Annotated in this window: 19 protein-coding genes and 2 pseudogenes; 14 read left to right on the top strand and 7 right to left on the bottom strand. The window is 31.8% G+C overall.

From position 1 onward, the window contains the following. Nucleotides 1-59 precede the first annotated feature (59 nt). The 6 genes and pseudogenes from RHP49_09375 to groL all read left to right on the top strand — a co-directional run bounded on the left by RHP49_09375 (nt 60) and on the right by groL (nt 5,448). Nucleotides 60-1,334: a sigma-54 dependent transcriptional regulator gene (locus tag RHP49_09375; protein WNH11132.1), complete on the top strand. Its 1,275-nt coding sequence runs from the start codon at nt 60-62 to the stop codon at nt 1,332-1,334. A 100-nt stretch (nt 1,335-1,434) separates the two neighbouring features. After that, on the top strand, nt 1,435-1,944 hold the full coding sequence (locus RHP49_09370; GenBank protein WNH11131.1) for an LptE family protein: 510 nt from the start codon (nt 1,435-1,437) through the stop codon (nt 1,942-1,944). A gap of 35 nt (nt 1,945-1,979) precedes the next feature. Next, nucleotides 1,980-2,927, top strand: coding sequence for a hypothetical protein (locus RHP49_09365; GenBank protein WNH11130.1), 948 nt, complete (start codon nt 1,980-1,982; stop codon nt 2,925-2,927). Further along, on the top strand, nt 2,927-3,292 hold the full coding sequence (secG, locus tag RHP49_09360; GenBank protein ID WNH11129.1) for a preprotein translocase subunit SecG: 366 nt from the start codon (nt 2,927-2,929) through the stop codon (nt 3,290-3,292). Before RHP49_09365 ends, secG begins: the two co-directional genes overlap by 1 nt. A gap of 147 nt (nt 3,293-3,439) precedes the next feature. Beyond that, nucleotides 3,440-3,715: a co-chaperone GroES gene (locus tag RHP49_09355; GenBank protein ID WNH11128.1), complete on the top strand. Its 276-nt coding sequence runs from the start codon at nt 3,440-3,442 to the stop codon at nt 3,713-3,715. Nucleotides 3,716-3,815: 100 nt separating this feature from the next. Next, nucleotides 3,816-5,448, top strand: a pseudogene (groL, locus tag RHP49_09350) (chaperonin GroEL). A 95-nt stretch (nt 5,449-5,543) separates the two neighbouring features. On the opposite strand, the gene RHP49_09345 reads toward groL, so the two are convergent. The 7 genes from RHP49_09345 to xrtF all read right to left on the bottom strand — a co-directional run bounded on the left by RHP49_09345 (nt 5,544) and on the right by xrtF (nt 11,996). After that, nucleotides 5,544-6,569, bottom strand: coding sequence for a PmoA family protein (locus RHP49_09345; protein WNH11127.1), 1,026 nt, complete (start codon nt 6,567-6,569; stop codon nt 5,544-5,546). Between the two features lie 116 nt (nt 6,570-6,685). Then, entirely contained in the window at nt 6,686-7,456 is a 771-nt protein-coding gene (locus tag RHP49_09340) for a cupin domain-containing protein (protein ID WNH11126.1), read from the bottom strand. A 167-nt stretch (nt 7,457-7,623) separates the two neighbouring features. After that, nucleotides 7,624-8,001, bottom strand: a complete 378-nt coding sequence (locus RHP49_09335) for a heavy-metal-associated domain-containing protein (GenBank protein ID WNH11125.1) — start codon at nt 7,999-8,001, stop codon at nt 7,624-7,626. Between the two features lie 50 nt (nt 8,002-8,051). Further along, nucleotides 8,052-10,289, bottom strand: coding sequence for a TonB-dependent receptor (locus RHP49_09330; GenBank protein WNH11124.1), 2,238 nt, complete (start codon nt 10,287-10,289; stop codon nt 8,052-8,054). Between the two features lie 276 nt (nt 10,290-10,565). After that, nucleotides 10,566-10,934 carry a hypothetical protein gene (locus RHP49_09325; GenBank protein ID WNH11123.1) on the bottom strand — a complete coding sequence of 123 codons (369 nt, stop codon included), beginning with the start codon at nt 10,932-10,934 and terminating at the stop codon, nt 10,566-10,568. A gap of 89 nt (nt 10,935-11,023) precedes the next feature. Continuing rightward, nucleotides 11,024-11,452: an exosortase F system-associated protein gene (locus RHP49_09320; protein ID WNH11122.1), complete on the bottom strand. Its 429-nt coding sequence runs from the start codon at nt 11,450-11,452 to the stop codon at nt 11,024-11,026. Beyond that, on the bottom strand, nt 11,445-11,996 hold the full coding sequence (gene xrtF, locus RHP49_09315; GenBank protein ID WNH11121.1) for an exosortase family protein XrtF: 552 nt from the start codon (nt 11,994-11,996) through the stop codon (nt 11,445-11,447). Before xrtF ends, RHP49_09320 begins: the two co-directional genes overlap by 8 nt. Before the next feature lie 90 nt (nt 11,997-12,086). On the opposite strand from xrtF, the gene RHP49_09310 reads away from it, so the two are divergent. From RHP49_09310 to def, 8 genes and pseudogenes are all read left to right on the top strand, one after another. Further along, nucleotides 12,087-12,542: a GAF domain-containing protein gene (locus RHP49_09310; GenBank protein ID WNH11120.1), complete on the top strand. Its 456-nt coding sequence runs from the start codon at nt 12,087-12,089 to the stop codon at nt 12,540-12,542. Nucleotides 12,543-12,674: 132 nt separating this feature from the next. Further along, nucleotides 12,675-14,207 (top strand): bifunctional phosphoribosylaminoimidazolecarboxamide formyltransferase/IMP cyclohydrolase, encoded by a 1,533-nt coding sequence (purH, locus tag RHP49_09305; protein ID WNH11119.1) that lies wholly within the window; start codon nt 12,675-12,677, stop codon nt 14,205-14,207. A gap of 201 nt (nt 14,208-14,408) precedes the next feature. Then, nucleotides 14,409-15,437: a rod shape-determining protein gene (locus RHP49_09300; GenBank protein ID WNH11118.1), complete on the top strand. Its 1,029-nt coding sequence runs from the start codon at nt 14,409-14,411 to the stop codon at nt 15,435-15,437. Nucleotides 15,438-15,461: 24 nt separating this feature from the next. Further along, complete coding sequence (mreC, locus tag RHP49_09295; GenBank protein WNH11117.1) at nt 15,462-16,277, top strand: rod shape-determining protein MreC; 816 nt, start codon at nt 15,462-15,464, stop codon at nt 16,275-16,277. Further along, a complete protein-coding gene (locus tag RHP49_09290; GenBank protein ID WNH11116.1) occupies nt 16,278-16,784 on the top strand; it encodes a rod shape-determining protein MreD in 507 nt (168 codons plus the stop codon). Beyond that, nucleotides 16,781-18,718: a penicillin-binding protein 2 gene (gene mrdA / locus RHP49_09285; GenBank protein WNH11115.1), complete on the top strand. Its 1,938-nt coding sequence runs from the start codon at nt 16,781-16,783 to the stop codon at nt 18,716-18,718. Before RHP49_09290 ends, mrdA begins: the two co-directional genes overlap by 4 nt. Next, a pseudogene (rodA, locus tag RHP49_09280) lies at nt 18,718-19,994 on the top strand (rod shape-determining protein RodA). The gene mrdA and the pseudogene rodA overlap by 1 nt, the downstream one beginning before the upstream one ends. Nucleotides 19,995-20,026: 32 nt before the next feature. Beyond that, entirely contained in the window at nt 20,027-20,662 is a 636-nt protein-coding gene (def, locus tag RHP49_09275) for a peptide deformylase (GenBank protein ID WNH11114.1), read from the top strand. The last annotated feature ends 8 nt before the right edge of the window (nt 20,663-20,670 follow it).

The following is a 20,670-nucleotide window of genomic DNA, read 5'->3' as shown; positions in this document are numbered from 1 at the left end:
AATGAAACAACATACAATATTTAACGTTTTAAACTCCCCATTTGGGGATTAAGGGGCTTATGGAATCAGTTCAAGCTATAAAACAACGTTTTGGTATTATTGGAAATACACCATCCCTAAATCGTGCTATTGAAAAAGCCATTCAAGTAGCACCTACCGATATTTCGGTATTGGTTACTGGCGAAAGCGGTGTTGGTAAAGAAAGTATCCCTAAAATAATACATCAATTATCACACAGAAAACACAATAAATATATTGCCGTAAACTGTGGTGCAATTCCTGAAGGCACTATAGACAGTGAACTTTTCGGCCATGAAAAAGGCGCTTTTACAGGTGCTACACAAACTCGAAGTGGTTACTTTGAAGTTGCCGATGGTGGTACTATTTTTTTAGATGAAGTTGGAGAATTACCACTAACTACACAAGTACGCTTACTGCGTGTTTTAGAAAATGGTGAGTTTATAAAAGTAGGTTCGAGCAAGGTTCAAAAAACCGATGTACGTATTGTTGCTGCAACAAACGTAAATATGTTTGAAGCCATTGAAAAAGAAAAATTTCGTGAAGATTTATATTACCGATTAAGCACCGTAGACATACACTTACCACCTTTGCGTGAAAGACAAGATGATATTCATTTATTATTCAGAAAATTTGCCAGCGATTTCGCATTAAAATATAAAATGCCAACGGTTAAACTTACCGATAACGCTATACAAGTCCTTTTAAAACATCGGTGGAGCGGAAATATTCGTCAGTTACGAAACATTGCCGAACAAGTTTCTGTTTTAGAACAAAACAGAATTATTAGTGCAGATACATTAAGAGGTTACCTACCTAAATCGGGTACTAATTTACCTGCTGTTATTAAAACATCTAAATCTGAAAGCGATTTTAGTAGCGAACGTGAAATTTTATATAAAGTTTTATTTGACATGAAAAGCGATCTTAACGATTTAAAAAAGCTTACCATGGAGCTCATGAAAAGTGGCAATGTAAAAGATGTTGAAAAAGATCATGAAACCCTTATTCAAAAAATTTATGGTGATAATGAAGAAGAAGAAGAAGATACAGATTTTGAAGAAACACAAGAGAACACAGAAGTTTTATCAATCCCTGAGCACTCATCAAAGCATGATGACGTTATAAATATTCAAGATAAATATCATTTTGCCGAAGAGATTGAAGAAGAAGAAACCCTATCATTACACGATAAAGAATTAGAATTAATAAAAAAATCGCTTGAACGTCACAGCGGAAAGCGTAAATTAGCAGCTGCCGAACTAGGTATTAGTGAACGTACATTGTATAGAAAAATTAAACAATACAATCTTTAAAAAAGAAACCGTTTAAAACGCAACAAAACTAATAACTGCTCGTTGAACTAATATTAACTAAATGTCACACTGACCACATTCGCAGTGTTTTATATATTATATGAAAAAATATTTCCTCTACTTTTCTCTATTAGCTTTTAGCTTTTTACTTTCAAGTTGTGGCTTCTATTCGTTTACCGGAGCATCCATTCCTGCAGATGTTAAAACCTATCAAGTAAATCGTTTTGAAAACAATGCGCTTTTAGTTGAGCCTGGCTTAGAACGAGATTTTAAACTGGCGTTAGAAGATTTAATTCAAAATCAAACTAATTTAAACCTTGTTCCATCTAATGGCGATTTAGTTTACGAAGGCGAAATAACCGATTACAGAATTTCACCAACTACAGCTACCTCGCAAAATACTGCGGCACAAAACAGACTAACAATTAGTGTGAAAGTTAGATTTTATAACAGAAAAAAAGAAGATGACGATTTAGAGCAATCCTTTTCATTTTTTTATGATTACGGTGGCAGCTCTTTACTATCTGGCTCACAAAAAACCACAGCACACGAAGAAATTTTTGAACGCTTAACTCAAGATATTTTTAACGCCACATTAGCAAAATGGTAATTAAAAACAAAAATATATTAAATTTGGCTTAGCCAATGAATCAAACAGATTTTACATACATACTTCAGCATCCACAAGCTATAGCGCATCAACAAACTGATGCTATAAAATCTATTATTGATGAATTTCCCTATTTTCAATCGGCACGAGCTGTATATCTTAAAGGTCTAAAAAACCAGAGTAGTTTTAAATACAATCAAGAGCTTAAAACTACAGCTGCTTATACTACTGATAGAAGTATTTTATTTGATTATATTACTTCTGATGAATTTGTTCAAAATGAAATTTCGCAATTCATCAAAAAAAATACATCACATTTAAAAGATATAGATGTTGATATTGAAGACATTTCTATAAACAAAAGCGTTACTATCGATGATGCTTTAAGACAGCAAATAAAAGATACTGATGGCGTTTTAGACCCAGCTTTATTTGAAGCAAAAGAAAAGCGGCTAAGTAGTAACGCTTTTGTTTTAGATGAATCTGAATCTATTGAAACCGTTACTGAAGAAACAAAAACACAAGACGTTTCTGCTTCCGAGATATTAAGCCTTGGAAAACCTCTTCAATTTGAAAAAAAAGAAACACATTCTTTTAATGAATGGCTAAAAATAACAAGTTTTAAGCCTATAATACGAGAAGAAATAGAAGAACCTCTAAAAATTGTAAAAACAAAAAAGACTTCTACCTCTAAAGACAAAGTCAAAAAGTTTGAGTTAATCGACAAGTTTATTACTCAAAATCCGAAAATAAATCCAAAAAAATCTACATCCTCAAAAGGCAATCTTGCTAAAGCGCAAATGATACAACCAGAGTCTTTAATGACTGAGACTTTAGCACGTATTTATGTAGAACAAAAAAACTATAAAAAGGCAATTCAATCTTATAGAATTTTAAGTTTGAAATATCCAGAAAAAAGTAGTTTCTTTGCAAACCAAATTAAGGCAGTAGAACAATTACAAGAACATAATAACAAAGAATAATGAGTACGTTTACAATATTTTTAGCATTAATTGTTGTAGTAGCATTTTTATTAATCGTAGTAATCATGGTGCAAAACCCTAAAGGAGGCGGATTATCTTCTTCTTTTGGAGGTGGCGGAACCCAACAATTAGGTGGTGTAAAAAAGACAACAGATTTTTTAGACAAAAGCACATGGACTTTAGCAACACTATTATTAGTATTAATTTTACTATCTAACGTTGCAATAAATAGAGGGTCTGATAGCATCGATTCTAAAGCATTAGATGCAGATGCAACAACAACACAACCTTTACCAGCAGCTTTACCTGAAACACAAGATGCAGCACCTGCAACTTCAACAGATGAAAGTACTGAAAATAAATAATATTCTTTTCACAACATATTTAAAATGCCAACTATTACAGTTGGCATTTTTTGTTTCTGCAAGTTTGTCAGGTATCAAGTATTGGCACATTTTTAGCTTCATCCTTAAACATAAATCATAATTTAATTAATTAAAAGTAATATAACAATGAGCTTAAACATTAAACCATTAGCAGACCGCGTTCTTATTGAACCTGCTGCCGCTGAAACTAAAACAGCTTCAGGAATTATAATTCCAGATAACGCAAAAGAAAAACCACAAAAAGGAACTGTTATAGCTGCTGGAAAAGGCACTAAAGACGAGCCTATTACGGTAAAAGTTGGCGACACTGTTTTGTATGGTAAATATGCAGGAACAGAGCTTAAACTAGAAGGAACAGATTATTTAATTATGCGCGAAAGCGACATACTTGCTATTATATAAATAGTTCTTCCATTCCCATGAAAACGGGAATCTCATCAAACAAAATAGATTTTAATTATACAGTTTTCCGCCTTCGCGGAAATAAAAAACAAAGCATATTATGGCAAAAGATATAAAATTTGATATTGACGCACGTGACGGATTAAAACGTGGTGTTGATGCATTAGCAAATGCAGTAAAAGTAACATTAGGACCAAAAGGACGTAATGTAATTATTGGCAAAAGCTTTGGAGCTCCTCAAGTAACAAAAGATGGTGTATCTGTAGCTAAAGAAATTGAACTTGACGACGCTCTAGAAAATATGGGCGCTCAGATGGTAAAAGAAGTCGCTTCTAAAACCAACGATTTAGCGGGTGATGGAACAACAACTGCTACCGTTTTAGCACAAGCTATTGTAAAAGAAGGTTTAAAAAACGTTGCCGCTGGTGCAAACCCAATGGACTTAAAACGTGGTATCGACAAAGCTGTTGAAGCTATTGTTGCCGATCTTGAAAAACAAGCTAAAAAAGTAGGTAACTCTTCAGAAATGATTAAACAAGTGGCTGCTATTTCTGCTAATAATGATGATACCATTGGCGAATTAATTGCAACTGCTTTTGATAAAGTTGGTAAAGAAGGTGTTATTACTGTTGAAGAAGCTAAAGGAATGGAAACTTATGTTGATGTTGTTGAAGGCATGCAGTTTGACAGAGGCTATTTATCACCTTACTTTGTAACAGATGCTGATAAAATGATTGCCGATTTAGAAAATCCATACATTTTATTATTTGATAAAAAAGATTTCTAACTTACAAGAAATTCTTCCAATATTAGAACCAGTGGCACAATCTGGTCGTCCGTTATTAATTATAGCTGAAGATGTAGATGGACAAGCTTTAGCTACATTGGTAGTAAACAAATTACGTGGTGGACTTAAAATTGCTGCTGTAAAAGCACCTGGTTTTGGAGACAGACGTAAAGCCATGTTAGAAGATATTGCTATCTTAACTGGTGGTACTGTTATTTCTGAAGAAAGAGGATTTACTTTAGAAAATGCCGATTTAAGCATGCTAGGTACTGCAGAAACAGTTACTGTTGATAAAGACAATACAACTATAGTAAATGGTGCTGGCGATGCTAAAGATATTAAAGCGCGTGTCAATCAAATTAAAGCACAAATAGAAACAACAACTAGCGATTACGATAAAGAAAAACTTCAAGAGCGTTTAGCTAAATTAGCTGGTGGTGTTGCTGTTCTTTATGTAGGTGCTGCTAGTGAAGTTGAAATGAAAGAGAAAAAAGATCGTGTTGATGATGCTTTACATGCCACAAGAGCTGCAGTAGAAGAAGGTATTGTTGCTGGTGGTGGTGTTGCTTTAGTTAGAGCAAAGTCGGTTTTAGAGAAACTTACTACCGATAATTTAGACGAAACAACAGGGGTTCAAATTGTAGCACGTGCTATTGAATCACCTTTACGTACCATCGTAGAAAATGCTGGTGGTGAAGGTTCTGTTGTTATAAACAAAATTCTTGAAGGTAAAAAAGATTTTGGTTTTGATGCCAAATCTGATACGTATGTAGATATGCTTAAAGCTGGTATTATAGATCCTAAAAAAGTAACACGTGTGGCTTTAGAAAATGCAGCATCTGTTGCGGGAATGATTCTTACTACCGAATGTGCTTTAGTAGATATTAAAGAAGAATCTGCTTCAATGCCTCCAATGGGAGGTGGCGGTATGCCAGGAATGATGTAATAGTATAACTATACATATAAACTAAAAAACGCCTCAAAATTAATTTTGAGGCGTTTTTATTTATTTAAAGTCATGCTTAACTACTTCATGTAAATTTAAATGCCCTCAGCAATAAAATTACTATAGAGTGTCTCAATTTTTTCAGGTTTTGGATATACACCATCAACAATAACAACCTGATATTTAAAAGTTGTAGACTCCCCTTTTTTAAGTGTGTAATTAAACTGTTCTTCCCCGTTAGTATATACGTTACTACCAAAAGGATTAACCCCATACAACCCGTAATCTCGTGTCATCCAATGTGGAGGGTGATTAAGGTTTTTGGGAGAATCAAAAATACAAACCGAAATACTATCTCCATCTACTAAACCAGCAAGCTGCATCCATTTAGCTCTTTTTCCCCATACCTCAGGATAACCTTCTATCCCATTGCTATTGCGATAGTGGCCTGAAACGCCTTCGTTTTTAAGAACATCGCTTTTAGAAGTAACCTGATTATTTTCAAAAAGAATAGCTGGCTCATCAGAAGCTATTTCTAATTCTCTTCTCATTCTCATAGCAAACATACCTTCTTTAGAATCTGTAAATAATACATCAACTTCTGGTGCTGTAAGCATTGTTGTTAGCGTAATTATTCTTTTATTTTCATCGCCACTAAAAACATAGCGTGTTTGTTCTTTAATTAAAAGTTCTTCAATATCACTACGCCATTCTTTTTCAATTTTCAAAGTACCCACTTCTCCAGATTCTACTTTTAAAAATTTAACATGATTTATTCTTCCGTAACGCATTTCTGGATCCTTTGGAATAACGGCACTATTCCAAAAATCTATATCATTAACAACTCCATGATTAAACCAAAGTCCGTAATGATGAGGATGATCCATACGCTCACCAGGATTTGGATTTATAGGAAATCCTCGCGTAATCCGTTTTTCGCTAGCTGTAAAAATTGGAAATAGTACTGGTTTTCTTAAAATACTATCGGCATACATATAGGATGTAAAATATTTTCTATCAATAAAAACATCAAGTGTATTTAACGAATCATTTTTTACCAAGGAGACAAAATTAGATTTCTGAATATTATCCTTCTTTTTTGATTGTTTACATGAAGACATAATACAAAAACATAACAACAAAAAGGGAATAATTGATTTCGTGAAATTAGAAAACATAGTATAAAAATTTAGTTGGATAAAATTAATAAAGGGTTTTAAGATATTATGAAAACCCATCAATTCCACTTAAAAGCAAAATAAGAGCATGGTTTATCTGATGCATTACTTACCCCATGAAATAACTGAGATGGCATAAAATAAAAGTCACCTGCTATTCCTTTATAATTTTCTCCTTCAATCATCATAGCTGTTTCTCCTGATAACACTAAAATAATTTCTGTTTCAATATGCTTATGAGGTTGATGACTGAGCCCTTTCGAATCTAATCGAGTAACATGCATTTCGAATCGTTCGCACATAGCTGTTGGACGGTCAAAATAAGCGCGTCCTGCGCCACGAGAACTTGGTTTAGAAACTAAATGTTGTGGGTTTAGCAAAAGGGAACCACCCGCAATTTCTCCCCTTTCAATATTCATTTTCTTTTTAGATTTATATCGCATTACATAATAAGTAAGATTGGTATCTCCAATATTTTCAAGTGAATGCATTTGTTTTGGCATTAATAAAAAAACACCTCCTATACCTAAAACCGTACTTTCGCCTTCAAGAGTGACTTTCATTAACCCCTCTTTTACAATAATACATTCTTCTATATCATCATTAGCATGAGCAGTACCTGGTTTAGCTCCAGGAAATTGAGTAGTAGCATGGATTTCTAAATATTCAAAATGAGGAGACACACCTTCTAATATTTTCCTAGACTCCCTATCTTTACTGGCTTTTACTGGATGATCTGTCCATTTATACACTCCAGCTTTTACAGGTTCTAATTGAGCTAAAATTGTTAAAGTAAAAAAACATAAAATAATTGTTAAAATAGTTTTCATTGATGGTTATTAGAAGTTAACATATTGTATAAGTCACTAATATACAGCATTTCAATAAAATATTTTTAAAAAAACATGACACTACCATATTAAAACACTGACATCAATTTAGAAATATATTATTAAAAAGAAAATGCCCAAACTAAAATCATTTGGGCATTTTCTTTTTAATCTTTATGATCGTGTTCTTCATCAACCTTATGGTCTTCTAGAACAGCAACATCTCGATATCTACAACATGGATGTACTTTTGCATACGCCTCTTCTGTCGCTTTTAATTCTTTTGTATCATGTCCTGCATTAGTTACACTATTTTGAATGGTTTCAATACTTGTTTTTCGGTCGTCATAAATTAACTTTAATTCATGAGTTTTTACATTCCAAACAGCAGACTTAACTCCTTTTGTTTTTAAACACGCTTTTTCAATTCTAGATTTACACATTAAACAAACACCATCTACTTCCATAGTGGTTTTTGCGTTTTTGTTTTGTGCGAATGTTGTTGTTCCAATTAGCATAACTGCTAGTACTAATATTTTTTTCATCTGATTATTTTTATTTGATTTTTAATGTCATTTCAATAATGACGGTTTACTTATTTTATTTTAAATCGCAATCCTGCATAATAATTGCTTCCAAAAACAGGACCATATACAAATGTGGTATCAAAATTTGAACCAAAAGGATTATCGGCTCCTAAAACAGGGTTATTTTGCCTCACATTGGTGATATTTTCACCTCCTAAATACACTTCAAACTTAGGCGAAAACACTTTAGTTACTTGAGCATTTAAGGTAGCCAGTGTTGGCGTATAAGCCGCTAATTGATACTGTAAAGGATTGGATGCTGTTGATGAAAAACGCTGTTCTCCCAACCAATTATAAGTCACATCAAACTTCCATTGCCCGGCACCTTCTTTCTCATATATTTCATAAGACGCATTGGCAAACAAGCGATGTTTTGGAACTAATGGCTTTTCTAATTTATCAGAATTATATTGGGTTTGCACATCGTAATATTTATAGGCCATACGCAAATCGAAATACTGAAAAACATTATAATTAAACTCTAATTGCAAACTATTCGCATAACTTTTTCCATCGAGATTATAAAAACTAACTTCTTGTGGGTTTTCAAAATCTACCACTACTTGATTTTCAAAATCTGTTTTATAATAATCTAAAGTAATATCTGCTTTTCTTTTAAACAAATTAAATCCTTGTAGAAAAGACACACCGTAATTCCAAGCAACCTCTGGATCTAATCCATAAACACTACCACTACTATCTATAATATTAATAACTCTTGATGTTGAAAATATCTTTTGGTTTTCGGCAAAAATATTAGCACTACGTTTTCCTCGACCAATGGAAGCTCGTAAAGCCGATTTTTCCCATGGCGTATACCGCGCATGCAATCTAGGTGTTACAAAAGCTCCTAATAGATTATGGTTATCTACACGCACACCAGCAGTTAGATTCAATCTATCTAAATTATCATAATTATATTCAAAAAAAGCACCTACAGAATATTCTGTTCTTTCATAAGACATTGTATTTACAAACTCATCATAATGATCATAAGTATAACTTACTCCTGTTTTTATTTTATGTCTGGAGTCACTAATAATAGAATTATAAATGGCATTTGCATACAAACTATTTTGCGTAATATCATATTGATTTAACCCAAAATAGGAGACTTGTTTATGATTACTAAATGCTGTTTGAACACCCAAACTTTGGTATGGTATCTCTGGATTTACATAACCAAATTTTCCAGAAATTTCATAGCGCTTCGTATCTATTTCACTGCCCCAGCTATTTGTTGTTAATTTATCTGTATTCGGATTAAAATCGAGTTGTCCTGTTTGTTTTTCATCATTTAAAAATTTCAAATTAATAAAACTCACGAACCCCTTTTCTGTATCTGTATATTGCCATCGATTCATCATATTTATTTGATTATACATAGGCATATCCATGAAATTATCATTATTAACATCATGCTTTTCGTTATGTGCATTTCCATGTAAATACAAACCAGTACTCCATCTATCTGAAACTTTAGTATTAATATGTGTATTTAACTCAAAACGTCCTGCTACATTTCCAAATAAATTAACAAATAATGTATTATCTGTAGTAGGCTTTACCAATTCTGCATTTATTTGTCCTGCTATACTTTCGTAACCATTAACAACGCTACCAGCGCCTTTTGTTATTTGAATACTACTCACCCAAGTTCCTGGAATAAAACTCAACCCGAATGCTTGTGAGGCTCCACGAATGGAAGGAATATTCTCTGTAGCAATTAAAATATACGGACTTGTTAACCCTAACATTTTAATTTGACGCGTTCCTGTAATAGCATCGGCAAAATTAACATCGATAGATGGATTGGTTTCAAAACTTTCTGATAAATTACAACATGCCGCTTTTAATAATTCATCGCTACTAACTGTAAAAACATTAGATGCTTGCATATATGATTTCGCTGTAGCTTGCTTTCTTGAGGTAATTGTTACTTCATCCAAATTATCGGTTGGTTGCAACCAATGGTGTACCGTTTTTGGTTTAGTGACAGTAAGTGTATCCGTTTTAAAACCAATATAACTAATAACCAGTTTTGTATATTCTTCTGAATATGAAATTGAAAAATTCCCGTCAATATCGGTTACAACACCAATAGATGTACCAAGCCAATACACATTAGCACCTGCCAATCCTATAGGTTCATTTTTCTCATTTGCTTCCATAATCATTCCCGTAATCTTCTCTTGAGAAGTTGAAAACACAGGAAGCATTAGTATTATATATAATATTTTTTTCACTTTAATTGTAGGTTATGAGTATCATAATAATTGACACAACTATCACAATACTATTATTGACAAAAGTCGCTTTGATTCTAGTCTTCTTTAATGTAGTTCTTAAATTGCCGAGTTTATCATCAACAGATGTTTTACCACCATTACAAGTCATACCTGCAATTGTAAACATATGTTTCATTTTGAAATATAATTTGAACACTTAAACTCCATTTTTTTCGTGAAAACGAAAAAACTGACATTGCTCATACAAGGGAATAACAAAAAAAAATCTAGGTATCAAATAATAAAAACTTGGTCTAAAACCTGAATATCGGTAACCAAATTGGGAGGAGAATAATCTTCATGAGGAATAAACAGTTGCTCTAATCCTACAAAAAGATTGATATAAGAATATGCTAAGCCTGTGACAAACTGTTGCTGTTCAAAATGCAAATCTTCAAAAGAAGAAAACTTCAATTCATCTTGACCTAAAACAACTTCTATTTCGTCTTTACAACATGTTTTCTTCATTAATATTTCCATAGTTTCCGTAGCGCATTTTTGAGCTTCAGAAAAAACAGAAATATCTACCAAAACATCACCACAAAAATGCTTTTCAATAGTAAAAGATACTGTTGAAAACAATACGAGTAACGCTAAAAGCATCGAAAATCCTTTATGTAAAAATTGTTTTAACACAACACAAAAGTACTAAAATCACTATCAAACATTCTACTTTTATTAAATGATTAACATTAATTTTTAAGCTTATGATAGTAAAACGCAGGTAGTAGAAGAATTAAAATAATAGGCTGAATTAAAAAACGACGTACATTAAAAAACAAATAATAATCTTCTTGCCTTGGGTTTACAACAAAATACAAATAGATTAATATCAAAACAAAAAAAGCAATTGAATAAATAATAGATGAGAATTTAACAATGCTCTTATCTTTAAAAATAACGTATAATATACTTAATGAAATAAGGGAGTTTAATCCATAGCGTAAGGTTGTAAACACAGTAAGCTTAAACACTTCGCGCCGAGGACTATCAATATACAAATAGTCGTTTTGAAAAAACATTAAATAAGGGTCGTAAAACAATTCATTCTCAAAAAAACGGATTAAAACCAACAACCCAAAAAGGATAAATATCACGATGTATTTTACAGTTTTATTCATGCTTATTATTCAATTTAGAGAAGCGATTCACCCAAAAAATCCATAATAAAAACACCATACCATATATAATAGCAGGAAAAACAACCGTATGTAAAAATTCTGAATGTTGTGGATAATGATATAACCCTATACTCAAAACAGCAATACGTAATAAGTTAACTGAATAAATTATTATACTTCCAGAAAGTATATAAAAAAAAGTAGTTCTCAGTTTCCCAGAAAAAGCAATTATAAACGACATAAACAAAATAATAACGCTAATAGCATTACAGCCTTCAACAATTCTAGCTAAATATTTTCCATTAACCATAAGTTTTATAGAGGGTTCGTTAGGATGTGGTAGAACTTGTGCGTTATAACCAAACGTATCTAACAAAGCTTCACTTTGTTTCGAAACCAAATACGTCATGTAATCTGGATGAAATTTGAAACCACCCGAATATTCCAAATAAAATTTATACAACACAGAGAAAGAGATATATACCACTAAAAAAGTAAGTATAAATTTTATAATCAATTTGTATTTTATAAAGAGTAACTTCAAAAAAACTTATATATTCTAGTTGTTAAATTTATTAAAACTGAATATCGAAATTACAGCTTTTTAAATACTTTTACCAAAACTTTTAGTTATATGATTTTTGAAACTCTAAAACCACAAATTGAAACGATTGTTTTTCAAACAGAAAAGACAATAAACGAACGCCTTTTAAATATTTGTGAATTGTTAGAAAAACATGTAGCGTACTACAATTGGGTGGGATTTTATTTTAGAAATGGGTTAAAAGAAGAACTTCTTTTAGGTCCTTATGTAGGAGAACCAACAGACCATACTGTAATTCCGTTTGGGAAAGGTATTTGCGGACAAGTGGCTGTAAGCAATAAAAACTTTGTAGTGCCCGATGTATCTGCTCAAGATAATTATATTGCCTGTAGTATTACCGTTAAAGCTGAAATAGTAGTTCCTGTTTTTGTGAATGGTGAAAATATTGGACAAATAGATATCGACTCTAACACCCCAGACCCATTCACCAAAGAAGATGAACGCTTTTTAGAATTTGTTTGCGCTGAAGTTGCTAAAATATTATAGTTGTTAACAACTCTTTATTTTAGTTAAAAAAACGCCCTCTTTTTTAACGAATCTAAGCTCCTTTTTTAAAGTAAATAAGTACTTTTGCAAATAATTGCAAATTTCACATCCTTAAAAATAGAACACAACAAAATGAGCAACGAAAAAACCATTAAATCGGCATTAATTTCGGTATTTAGTAAAGAGGGGTTAGAGCCTATTGTAAAAGAACTAGACAAACAAGGTGTAACCATTTATTCTACTGGTGGAACCGAAAAATTCATTAACGATTTAGGCATAAAAGTTGTTCCTGTAGAAGATGTGACCTCATACCCTTCTATACTTGGTGGTCGTGTAAAAACATTACACCCAAAAGTTTTTGGTGGTATTTTAAACAGACAAAATCATGATGGTGATATTGCCGAATTAGCTGAATATAACATTCCGCAGATTGATGTGGTTATTGTAGATTTATATCCTTTTGAAAAAACGGTAGCTTCTGGAGCTAGCGAACAAGATATTATTGAAAAAATAGATATAGGTGGTATTTCTTTAATTCGTGCAGCTGCTAAAAATTATGCTGATGTTATTTGTGTATCATCGGTAGACGATTATGCTGAATTCTTAGCACTTATTTCAGAAAATAACGGAAGTATTTCTGAAGAAAACAGAAAACGTTTTGCTGGAAAAGCATTTAACGTATCATCTCATTACGATACTGCTATTTTTAACTACTTCAACAAAAACCATGATGAAGCTGCTTTAAAAATAAGTGAAACAAAAGGGAAAGTGTTGCGCTACGGTGAAAACCCACACCAAAGAGGCTTTTTCTTTGGGAATTTTGATGAAATTTTCACAAAACTTCATGGTAAAGAATTAAGCTATAATAACCTTTTAGATGTTGATGCTGCTGTTAATTTAATTTTAGAATTTAAAAACGACGCCCCAACATTTGCTATTTTAAAACATAATAACGCTTGTGGTTTAGCTCAAAGAGACACTTTACATCAAGCTTATATTGATGCATTAGCTGGCGACCCTGTATCTGCTTTTGGTGGTGTTTTAATTAGTAATACAGAAATTGATTTAGCTACTGCTGAAGAAATTCATGGATTATTTTGTGAAGTTGTAATTGCACCTAGTTATGCCGCTGATGCTTTAGAAATTCTTAAAGGCAAAAAGAACAGAATCATTTTAACGCTTCATGATATTGAAATGCCAAAAATGAATGTTAGAAGTTGTTTAAATGGTGTTTTATTACAAGACAGAAATAATGTTACAGATACTATTGAAGGTTTAAAAAATGTAACAAATACCAATCCGACTGAAAGCGAATTAAACGATTTAATTTTTGCTTCAAAAATTTGTAAGCATACAAAATCTAACACAATTGTATTGACTAAAAACAATCAACTACTTGCTGCTGGAACAGGGCAAACAAGTCGCGTTGATGCTTTAGAACAAGCGATACATAAAGCACAAACTTTTAAATTTGATTTAAACGGTGCTGCTATGGCAAGTGATGCATTTTTTCCATTTCCTGATTGCGTTGAGATTGCTAAAAACGCTGGTATTACTGCCGTTATTCAACCAGGAGGTTCTATTAAAGACCAATTAAGCATTGATTATTGTAATGAAAATGGTGTGGCTATGGTAATGACTGGAACACGTCATTTCAAACATTAATAAATCACTCCAAAATATAATTCTCACTTATGCTACATGTTCTTTTAGCATAAGTGAGAATAAAAAAACCGATAAAATCATCAGGTTTTTAAAAGATTAATCTTCAAAGACATATCCATATCAATAAAAACGAATATATTTCTCAACTTTTATTACATTTACAAGATTAGTTTTTAAACCTCTAAAATTTACTTATAGCACATGGGCTTTTTTGACTTCCTAAGTGAAGATATTGCAATAGATTTAGGTACTGCAAATACTCTTATAATACACAATGACAAAGTAGTTGTTGACTCCCCTTCTATAGTTGCTAGAGACAGAGTTTCTGGTAAAATAATAGCCGTTGGACAAGAGGCCAGTTTAATGCAAGGAAAAACCCATGAAAACATTAAAACCATTCGCCCATTAAAAGATGGTGTTATTGCCGATTTTGATGCTTCTGAGCAAATGATAAGTATGTTTATTAAAAACATTCCTGCTTTAAAAAAGAAATTTTTTACACCAGCACTAAGAATGGTTGTTTGTATTCCATCAGGCATAACTGAAGTTGAAATGCGTGCTGTAAAAGAATCTTGTGAGCGTGTTAATGGTAAAGAGGTTTATTTAATACACGAGCCTATGGCGGCGGCCATTGGTATTGGGGTAGATATCATGCAGCCTAAAGGAAATATGATTGTTGACATAGGAGGTGGTACAACCGAAATAGCAGTAATTGCTCTTGGTGGTATTGTATGTGATAAATCGGTTAAAATTGCAGGAGACGTATTTACTAACGACATTGTTTACTACATGCGAACACAACATAATTTATATGTTGGTGAACGTACTGCTGAAAAAATAAAAATTCAAATTGGTGCCGCAACAGAAGATTTAGAATTACCTCCAGAAGACATGAGTGTTCAAGGGCGTGATTTATTAACAGGAAAACCAAAACAAGTATCTATCTCATATAGAGAAATTGCAAAAGCTTTAGATAAATCTATATTACGAATAGAAGATGCGGTTATGGAAACCCTATCGCAAACACCTCCAGAATTAGCTGCCGATATTTACAATACAGGTATTTATTTAGCTGGTGGAGGCTCAATGCTTCGTGGTTTAGATAAACGTTTATCACAAAAAACAGATTTACCTGTTTACATTGCAGAAGACCCTTTAAGGGCTGTTGTTAGAGGTACTGGTATTACACTTAAAAACCTACCTAAATACAAAAGTGTATTGATAAAATAAAAGCATAAAACAGGCTAATAACGCATGCAACAGATTATAAATTTTATAATAAGAAACAAAACCTTTTTGTTATTCTTGTTGCTGTTTTCTATTTCTATTTTATTTACCATTCAGTCACATTCTTACCACAAAAGTAAATTTATAAATTCGGCTAATTTTTTAACTGGAGGCATCTATAATTCTTTAAATAACATTTCAGACTATTTTAATTTAAAGTCTCAAAATGAACTGCTGGCAGAAGAAAATAAAAAATTAAAATCATTATTATACAATACTAAAAACAATAAAGACTCTACTTATATTGACAGTATTTCTTTTAACAATAATTACAAGTTAATTACAGGTAACATTTTAAGAAACAACTACTCGCAAACAAACAATATCCTATTAATTGATAAAGGAAAAAAAGATAGTATTAAGCAAGATTTTGGTGTTATTACTAGTAAAGGTATTTTAGGCATTATTGATGAAACAAGCTCTAATTACGCAACAGTAGTTTCTATTTTAAACACCACTAGTAAGATTAGTGTTCAATTAAAAAAAACAAATCATTTTGGGTCTTTGGTTTGGAACGGAAAATCACCAAACATCATTCAATTAATTGATGTTGAAAAAATAGCGCCTGTTATTGAAGGTGACACAATTATTACCTCAGGACGTTCTTCAATTTTTCCTAAAGGAATTCCTGTTGGTACTATTAAAGATTTTAAACTAGATGCTGCCGAAAATTATTATGAGATCAATGTAGCACTATTTAACGATATGACTAATATTGAGCATGTCTATATTATAGAAAACTTAGACACCGATGAAATCACCAACTTGTTAAATACAAACTAAATGAACAGTGTCGTTTCAATAAATAGCATCCGTTTTTTTGTTTTAATTCTTATTCAAGTTTTAATATGTAACCACGTTAACTTTTTAGGCTATATAAACCCATATATTTACGTTTTATTTATTGTTTTATATCCAACTAAAAACAATCGTATTTTATTTATTTTACTAAGCTTTTTATTAGGCTTATCTATCGATTTATTTTCAGATTCTGGTGGTATTCACGCGGCAGCTTCGGTATTAATAGCATATGCCAGGCCTGTATTATTAAGATTTTCTTTTGGAGTTCAATATGAGAACTATGCGCTTAAGTTTGAAAATTTAGAATTTGGTTCAAAACTTGTTTATATCTCATTACTAACAATAATACATCATACTGTTTTATTTTATTTAGAAATATTTAGCGTCTCTAAGATAATTTTAATCCTTCAAAAAACGTTATTCTCAAGTATATTTACTATTTTATTATGCATGTTAATAACTATTATTTTTAGTAGAAAAACTAAATGAGACAATTTTTACTTTTCTTTTCTATAATTTTTGTCGGGCTTCTATTTATATCAAGGCTCTTTTATTTACAAATATATTCTTATGATGAGCATAGTTTGTATGATGACAATGCTATTAGAACCGTTTATGATTATCCTAAAAGAGGCTTTGTTTACGACAGAAACGGCAGCCTTTTAGTCGCTAATGAACCATCATACGATGTTATGGTGATTCCTCGAGAAGTAGAAACTTTAGACACGCTTGAGTTTTGTGATTTATTAAAAATTGACAAAAATCAGTTTATTAAAACTTATAATAAAGCTAGAAATTATTCTCCTAGATTACCATCGGTTTTTGTACCTCAACTTTCTAAGGAAGACTATGCCGTATTACAAGAAAAAATGCGCAAGTATACTGGCTTTTATATTCAAAAACGTTCTTTAAGACATTATGAGACTACTATTGGTGCTAATGTTTTAGGTGATATTGGTGAAGTAAACAATAGAGATATTAACAAGGATGCCTATTACAAAATGGGCGATTTAATTGGCAGACAAGGTATTGAAGCCTCTTATGAAAAAACATTACGTGGTGCTAAAGGTATTAAATTTATACAAAAAGACCGATTTAATAGAAATATAGGTCCCTATAAAAATGGAAAATTTGACACCATCCCTGAACAAGGAAAAGATATTACCATTACCATTGATGCACAGCTTCAAGCATACGGTGAATTGCTTATGCAAAATAAACGCGGTGGTATCATTGCTATTGAACCAAGTACAGGAGAAATACTTACTATGGTTGCAGCTCCTACCTACGACCCTAACTTGTTAGTAGGTAGAGACCGCTCTAAAAATTTCACAAAACTTTATAACGACGATAAAGCAAACCCACTTTTTAATAGAAGTTTACAAGGCGTATACGAACCTGGTTCACCTTTTAAATTAATGAATGCACTAATTGGTTTACAAGAAGGTGTTATTTCTCCAAACGAAACAGTTACCTGCTATAAAGGTTATAAATATGGTAATCGTTTTATGAAATGCCATTGTAACTACGGTACTAGAAACAATATGATTACAGGTATTCAAAGGTCCTGCAATGCATATTTCGCAACAACTTATCGTAAAATTTTAGATAAGGATGGCAACGCATCACATGGTATTAATAATTGGAGTAAACATGCAAAAAGTTTTGGGTTAGGTCAATTTTTAAACAACGATTTATTTGTTGGACAAAAAGGTAGGATCCCAGATCGAGATTATTATAAGCATATTTACCCTAAAACATTTTATTCTACATATACCATTTCTAATGCTATAGGACAAGGTGAAGTTGCTACAACCCCCATACAATTAGCAAATATGATTGCTGCTATAGCAAATAGAGGTCATTATTACACACCACACATAATAAAAGATATAAAAGGAGAAACCCTTCCAGATCAATTTACAAAGCCAAAGCAAACCACCATAGACAAAGAAAATTTTGAACCCGTTATAGAAGGCATGCTTCAAGTTTACAAAAAGGGTACTGCGTCATTTTTACAAGTAAAAGATATTGATATTTGTGGAAAAACAGGGACTGTAGAAAACTTTGCTGTTATTGATAGCCTAAGAACACAACTAACAGATCATTCTATTTTTGTGGCATTTGCACCAAAAGACAACCCTAAAATAGCAATTGCCGTTTTTGTGGAAAATGGCTATTGGGGAAGTCGGTTTGCTGGAAAAATGGCAAGTCTACTTATAGAAAAACATATAAAAGGACATATTACTAGAAAAGATTTAGAAGAATGGATTTTAAAACATAGCTTAGAAGATGAATATGCTAAACCATATTCTGGAAAACCTTTCAATATAAATGATAAAGCAATATTACAAATTGTTGATGATCAAGAATATAATAGACTAAAAAGCCTTTTAAAAGAAATAAATAAACCGCAAAATTAATGGTTAGAACAACTAACAGGCATTTTAAATTTGATTGGATAACCATCATTCTTTTTTTCTTTTAGTAGGTTTTGGATGGTTAAATATTATATCGGCTTCTCATACAGGTGAAACTATAGACTATTTAGATTTTTCTCAATCTTATGGTAAGCAACTTATCTTTATTTTTTTAACGTTTGCATTAATAATTATTTTATTATCTATTGACGCAAAATTTTATGAACGCTTTTCCAGTATTATATATATCATATCCATGCTCTCGTTAGTAGGGCTGTTTATATTTGGTAAAAATGTAAATGGCGCAACGTCATGGTACGGTATAGGAGGTATGACCATTCAACCTAGTGAATTCGCAAAAACAGCTACAGCACTTGCTGTGTCAAAATACATTAGCGATTTAAATACCAATATTAAATCACTAAAAGATCAAATTCAAGTATTTGTTATCATTATAACTCCTGCACTATTAGTGTTGTTACAAAATGACACAGGTAGTACTATTGTTTATGGCGCTTTCTTTTTTGTTTTATACCGAGAGGGTTTACCAAAACACTATCTAATTATTGGAATTTCGGTTATCATTTTATCGCTTTTATCTTTAAAATTTGGAGCATTAATAACTTCTATCATTACCACTATTCTTATTTTGGGATCTCGTTTTCTTCAAAAGAAAAAACCACCATTTCTCCAATCCATTTTCATTTTAATAGTTTCAATAATTATTTCATTTGGTGTGAAATTCTTTTATCAAAGTATATTACAACCCCATCAGAAAGACAGAATAAGTTTGTGGTTACGTTTAGAAAAAGACCCCGCTAAACTGCAACAAATGAAAAAAACATTTGCCTATAATTTAAATGAATCTGAAAAAGCGATAAGCTCTGGCGGATTCTCCGGCAAAGGTTTTATGGAAGGTACGCGTACCACAGGTAAATTTGTGCCAGAACAACATACCGATTATATTTTTAGTACCGTTGGCGAAGAATGGGGTTTTTTAGGAAGTACTTTTGTCGTTATCGTTTTTGTTTTACTCTTATTGCGTATACTTCATTTAGCCGAATTGCAAAAATCTCAATTTAGTCGCGTTTACGGTTATGGTGTTGCCTCTATTGTATTTATACACTTTCTTATAAATATAGGTATGGTTATGGGATTAATCCCTACCATTGGTATTCCATTACCTCTTTTTAGCTATGGTGGCTCAGGCCTTTGGGCTTTTACTATTTTAATCTTTATTTTTATTAAATTAGATTCCAATAGAATCAATGAATGGTAAGTCGATAATCGACATTTAATTATCTAACTTAGATGAAGAAATTAATCTTTTTAATATTCTCCTTTTTTTTGATTTTTGGCTGTTCTAGCACTAAAAATATTATTGAAAACTCTTTTTCTACTGAAGAAATTAAATTGATTATGAGTGCCGATAGCATAACACCTATGCGTGTCTACAAAATTAACAACGTAAAAGACTCTCTATTACTTAGAACAAAAAGCACTTTTATAAAATCCAATCCAAACGATGACATATTACAAACATTTGTAAAACGGTTGTATGCTACCGTTAGAGATAGTATATCAATGGGTGTTGGTATCGCAGCGCCACAAGTAGGTGTTTTAAAAAACATTATCTGGGTACAACGCTTTGATAAAGAAAACTTTCCGTTTGAAGTCTATTTAAACCCAAAAATCACAAAATATTCTAAAAAGAAACAAACCTGTAAAGAAGGTTGTTTATCAATCCCAAATAGAACGGATACACTTAACAACAGAGCTTACGCTATTTTAATAGAATACGATACTATGCAAGGTGAGCATAAAACAGAAATGATTGAAGATTTCACCTCTGTTATTTTTCAGCATGAAATAGACCATCTAAATGGTATTTTGTATTTAGATCATTTGCAAAAAGAAATTAGTGGTGCAAAAACTAAAAGAATCTAATTTATTAA

The sequence above is a fragment of the Flavobacteriaceae bacterium HL-DH10 genome (assembly GCA_031826515.1).
GTDB classification, from domain to species: Bacteria; Bacteroidota; Bacteroidia; order Flavobacteriales; family Flavobacteriaceae; genus Thalassobellus; species Thalassobellus suaedae.
Note: the sequence above shows the minus strand (reverse complement) of the source record. Positions and strands in the feature narration are given on the sequence as shown.

Coding starts and splice junctions, on each gene's coding strand:
- RHP49_09375 (WNH11132.1), top strand. CDS start 60: ATGGAATCAGTTCAAGCTATAAAACAACGTTTTGGTATTATTGGAAAT.
- RHP49_09370 (WNH11131.1), top strand. CDS start 1,435: ATGAAAAAATATTTCCTCTACTTTTCTCTATTAGCTTTTAGCTTTTTA.
- RHP49_09365 (WNH11130.1), top strand. CDS start 1,980: ATGAATCAAACAGATTTTACATACATACTTCAGCATCCACAAGCTATA.
- secG (WNH11129.1), top strand. CDS start 2,927: ATGAGTACGTTTACAATATTTTTAGCATTAATTGTTGTAGTAGCATTT.
- RHP49_09355 (WNH11128.1), top strand. CDS start 3,440: ATGAGCTTAAACATTAAACCATTAGCAGACCGCGTTCTTATTGAACCT.
- RHP49_09345 (WNH11127.1), bottom strand. CDS start 6,569: ATGTCTTCATGTAAACAATCAAAAAAGAAGGATAATATTCAGAAATCT.
- RHP49_09340 (WNH11126.1), bottom strand. CDS start 7,456: ATGAAAACTATTTTAACAATTATTTTATGTTTTTTTACTTTAACAATT.
- RHP49_09335 (WNH11125.1), bottom strand. CDS start 8,001: ATGAAAAAAATATTAGTACTAGCAGTTATGCTAATTGGAACAACAACA.
- RHP49_09325 (WNH11123.1), bottom strand. CDS start 10,934: ATGCTTTTAGCGTTACTCGTATTGTTTTCAACAGTATCTTTTACTATT.
- RHP49_09320 (WNH11122.1), bottom strand. CDS start 11,452: ATGAATAAAACTGTAAAATACATCGTGATATTTATCCTTTTTGGGTTG.
- RHP49_09310 (WNH11120.1), top strand. CDS start 12,087: ATGATTTTTGAAACTCTAAAACCACAAATTGAAACGATTGTTTTTCAA.
- purH (WNH11119.1), top strand. CDS start 12,675: ATGAGCAACGAAAAAACCATTAAATCGGCATTAATTTCGGTATTTAGT.
- RHP49_09300 (WNH11118.1), top strand. CDS start 14,409: ATGGGCTTTTTTGACTTCCTAAGTGAAGATATTGCAATAGATTTAGGT.
- mreC (WNH11117.1), top strand. CDS start 15,462: ATGCAACAGATTATAAATTTTATAATAAGAAACAAAACCTTTTTGTTA.
- RHP49_09290 (WNH11116.1), top strand. CDS start 16,278: ATGAACAGTGTCGTTTCAATAAATAGCATCCGTTTTTTTGTTTTAATT.
- mrdA (WNH11115.1), top strand. CDS start 16,781: ATGAGACAATTTTTACTTTTCTTTTCTATAATTTTTGTCGGGCTTCTA.
- def (WNH11114.1), top strand. CDS start 20,027: ATGAAGAAATTAATCTTTTTAATATTCTCCTTTTTTTTGATTTTTGGC.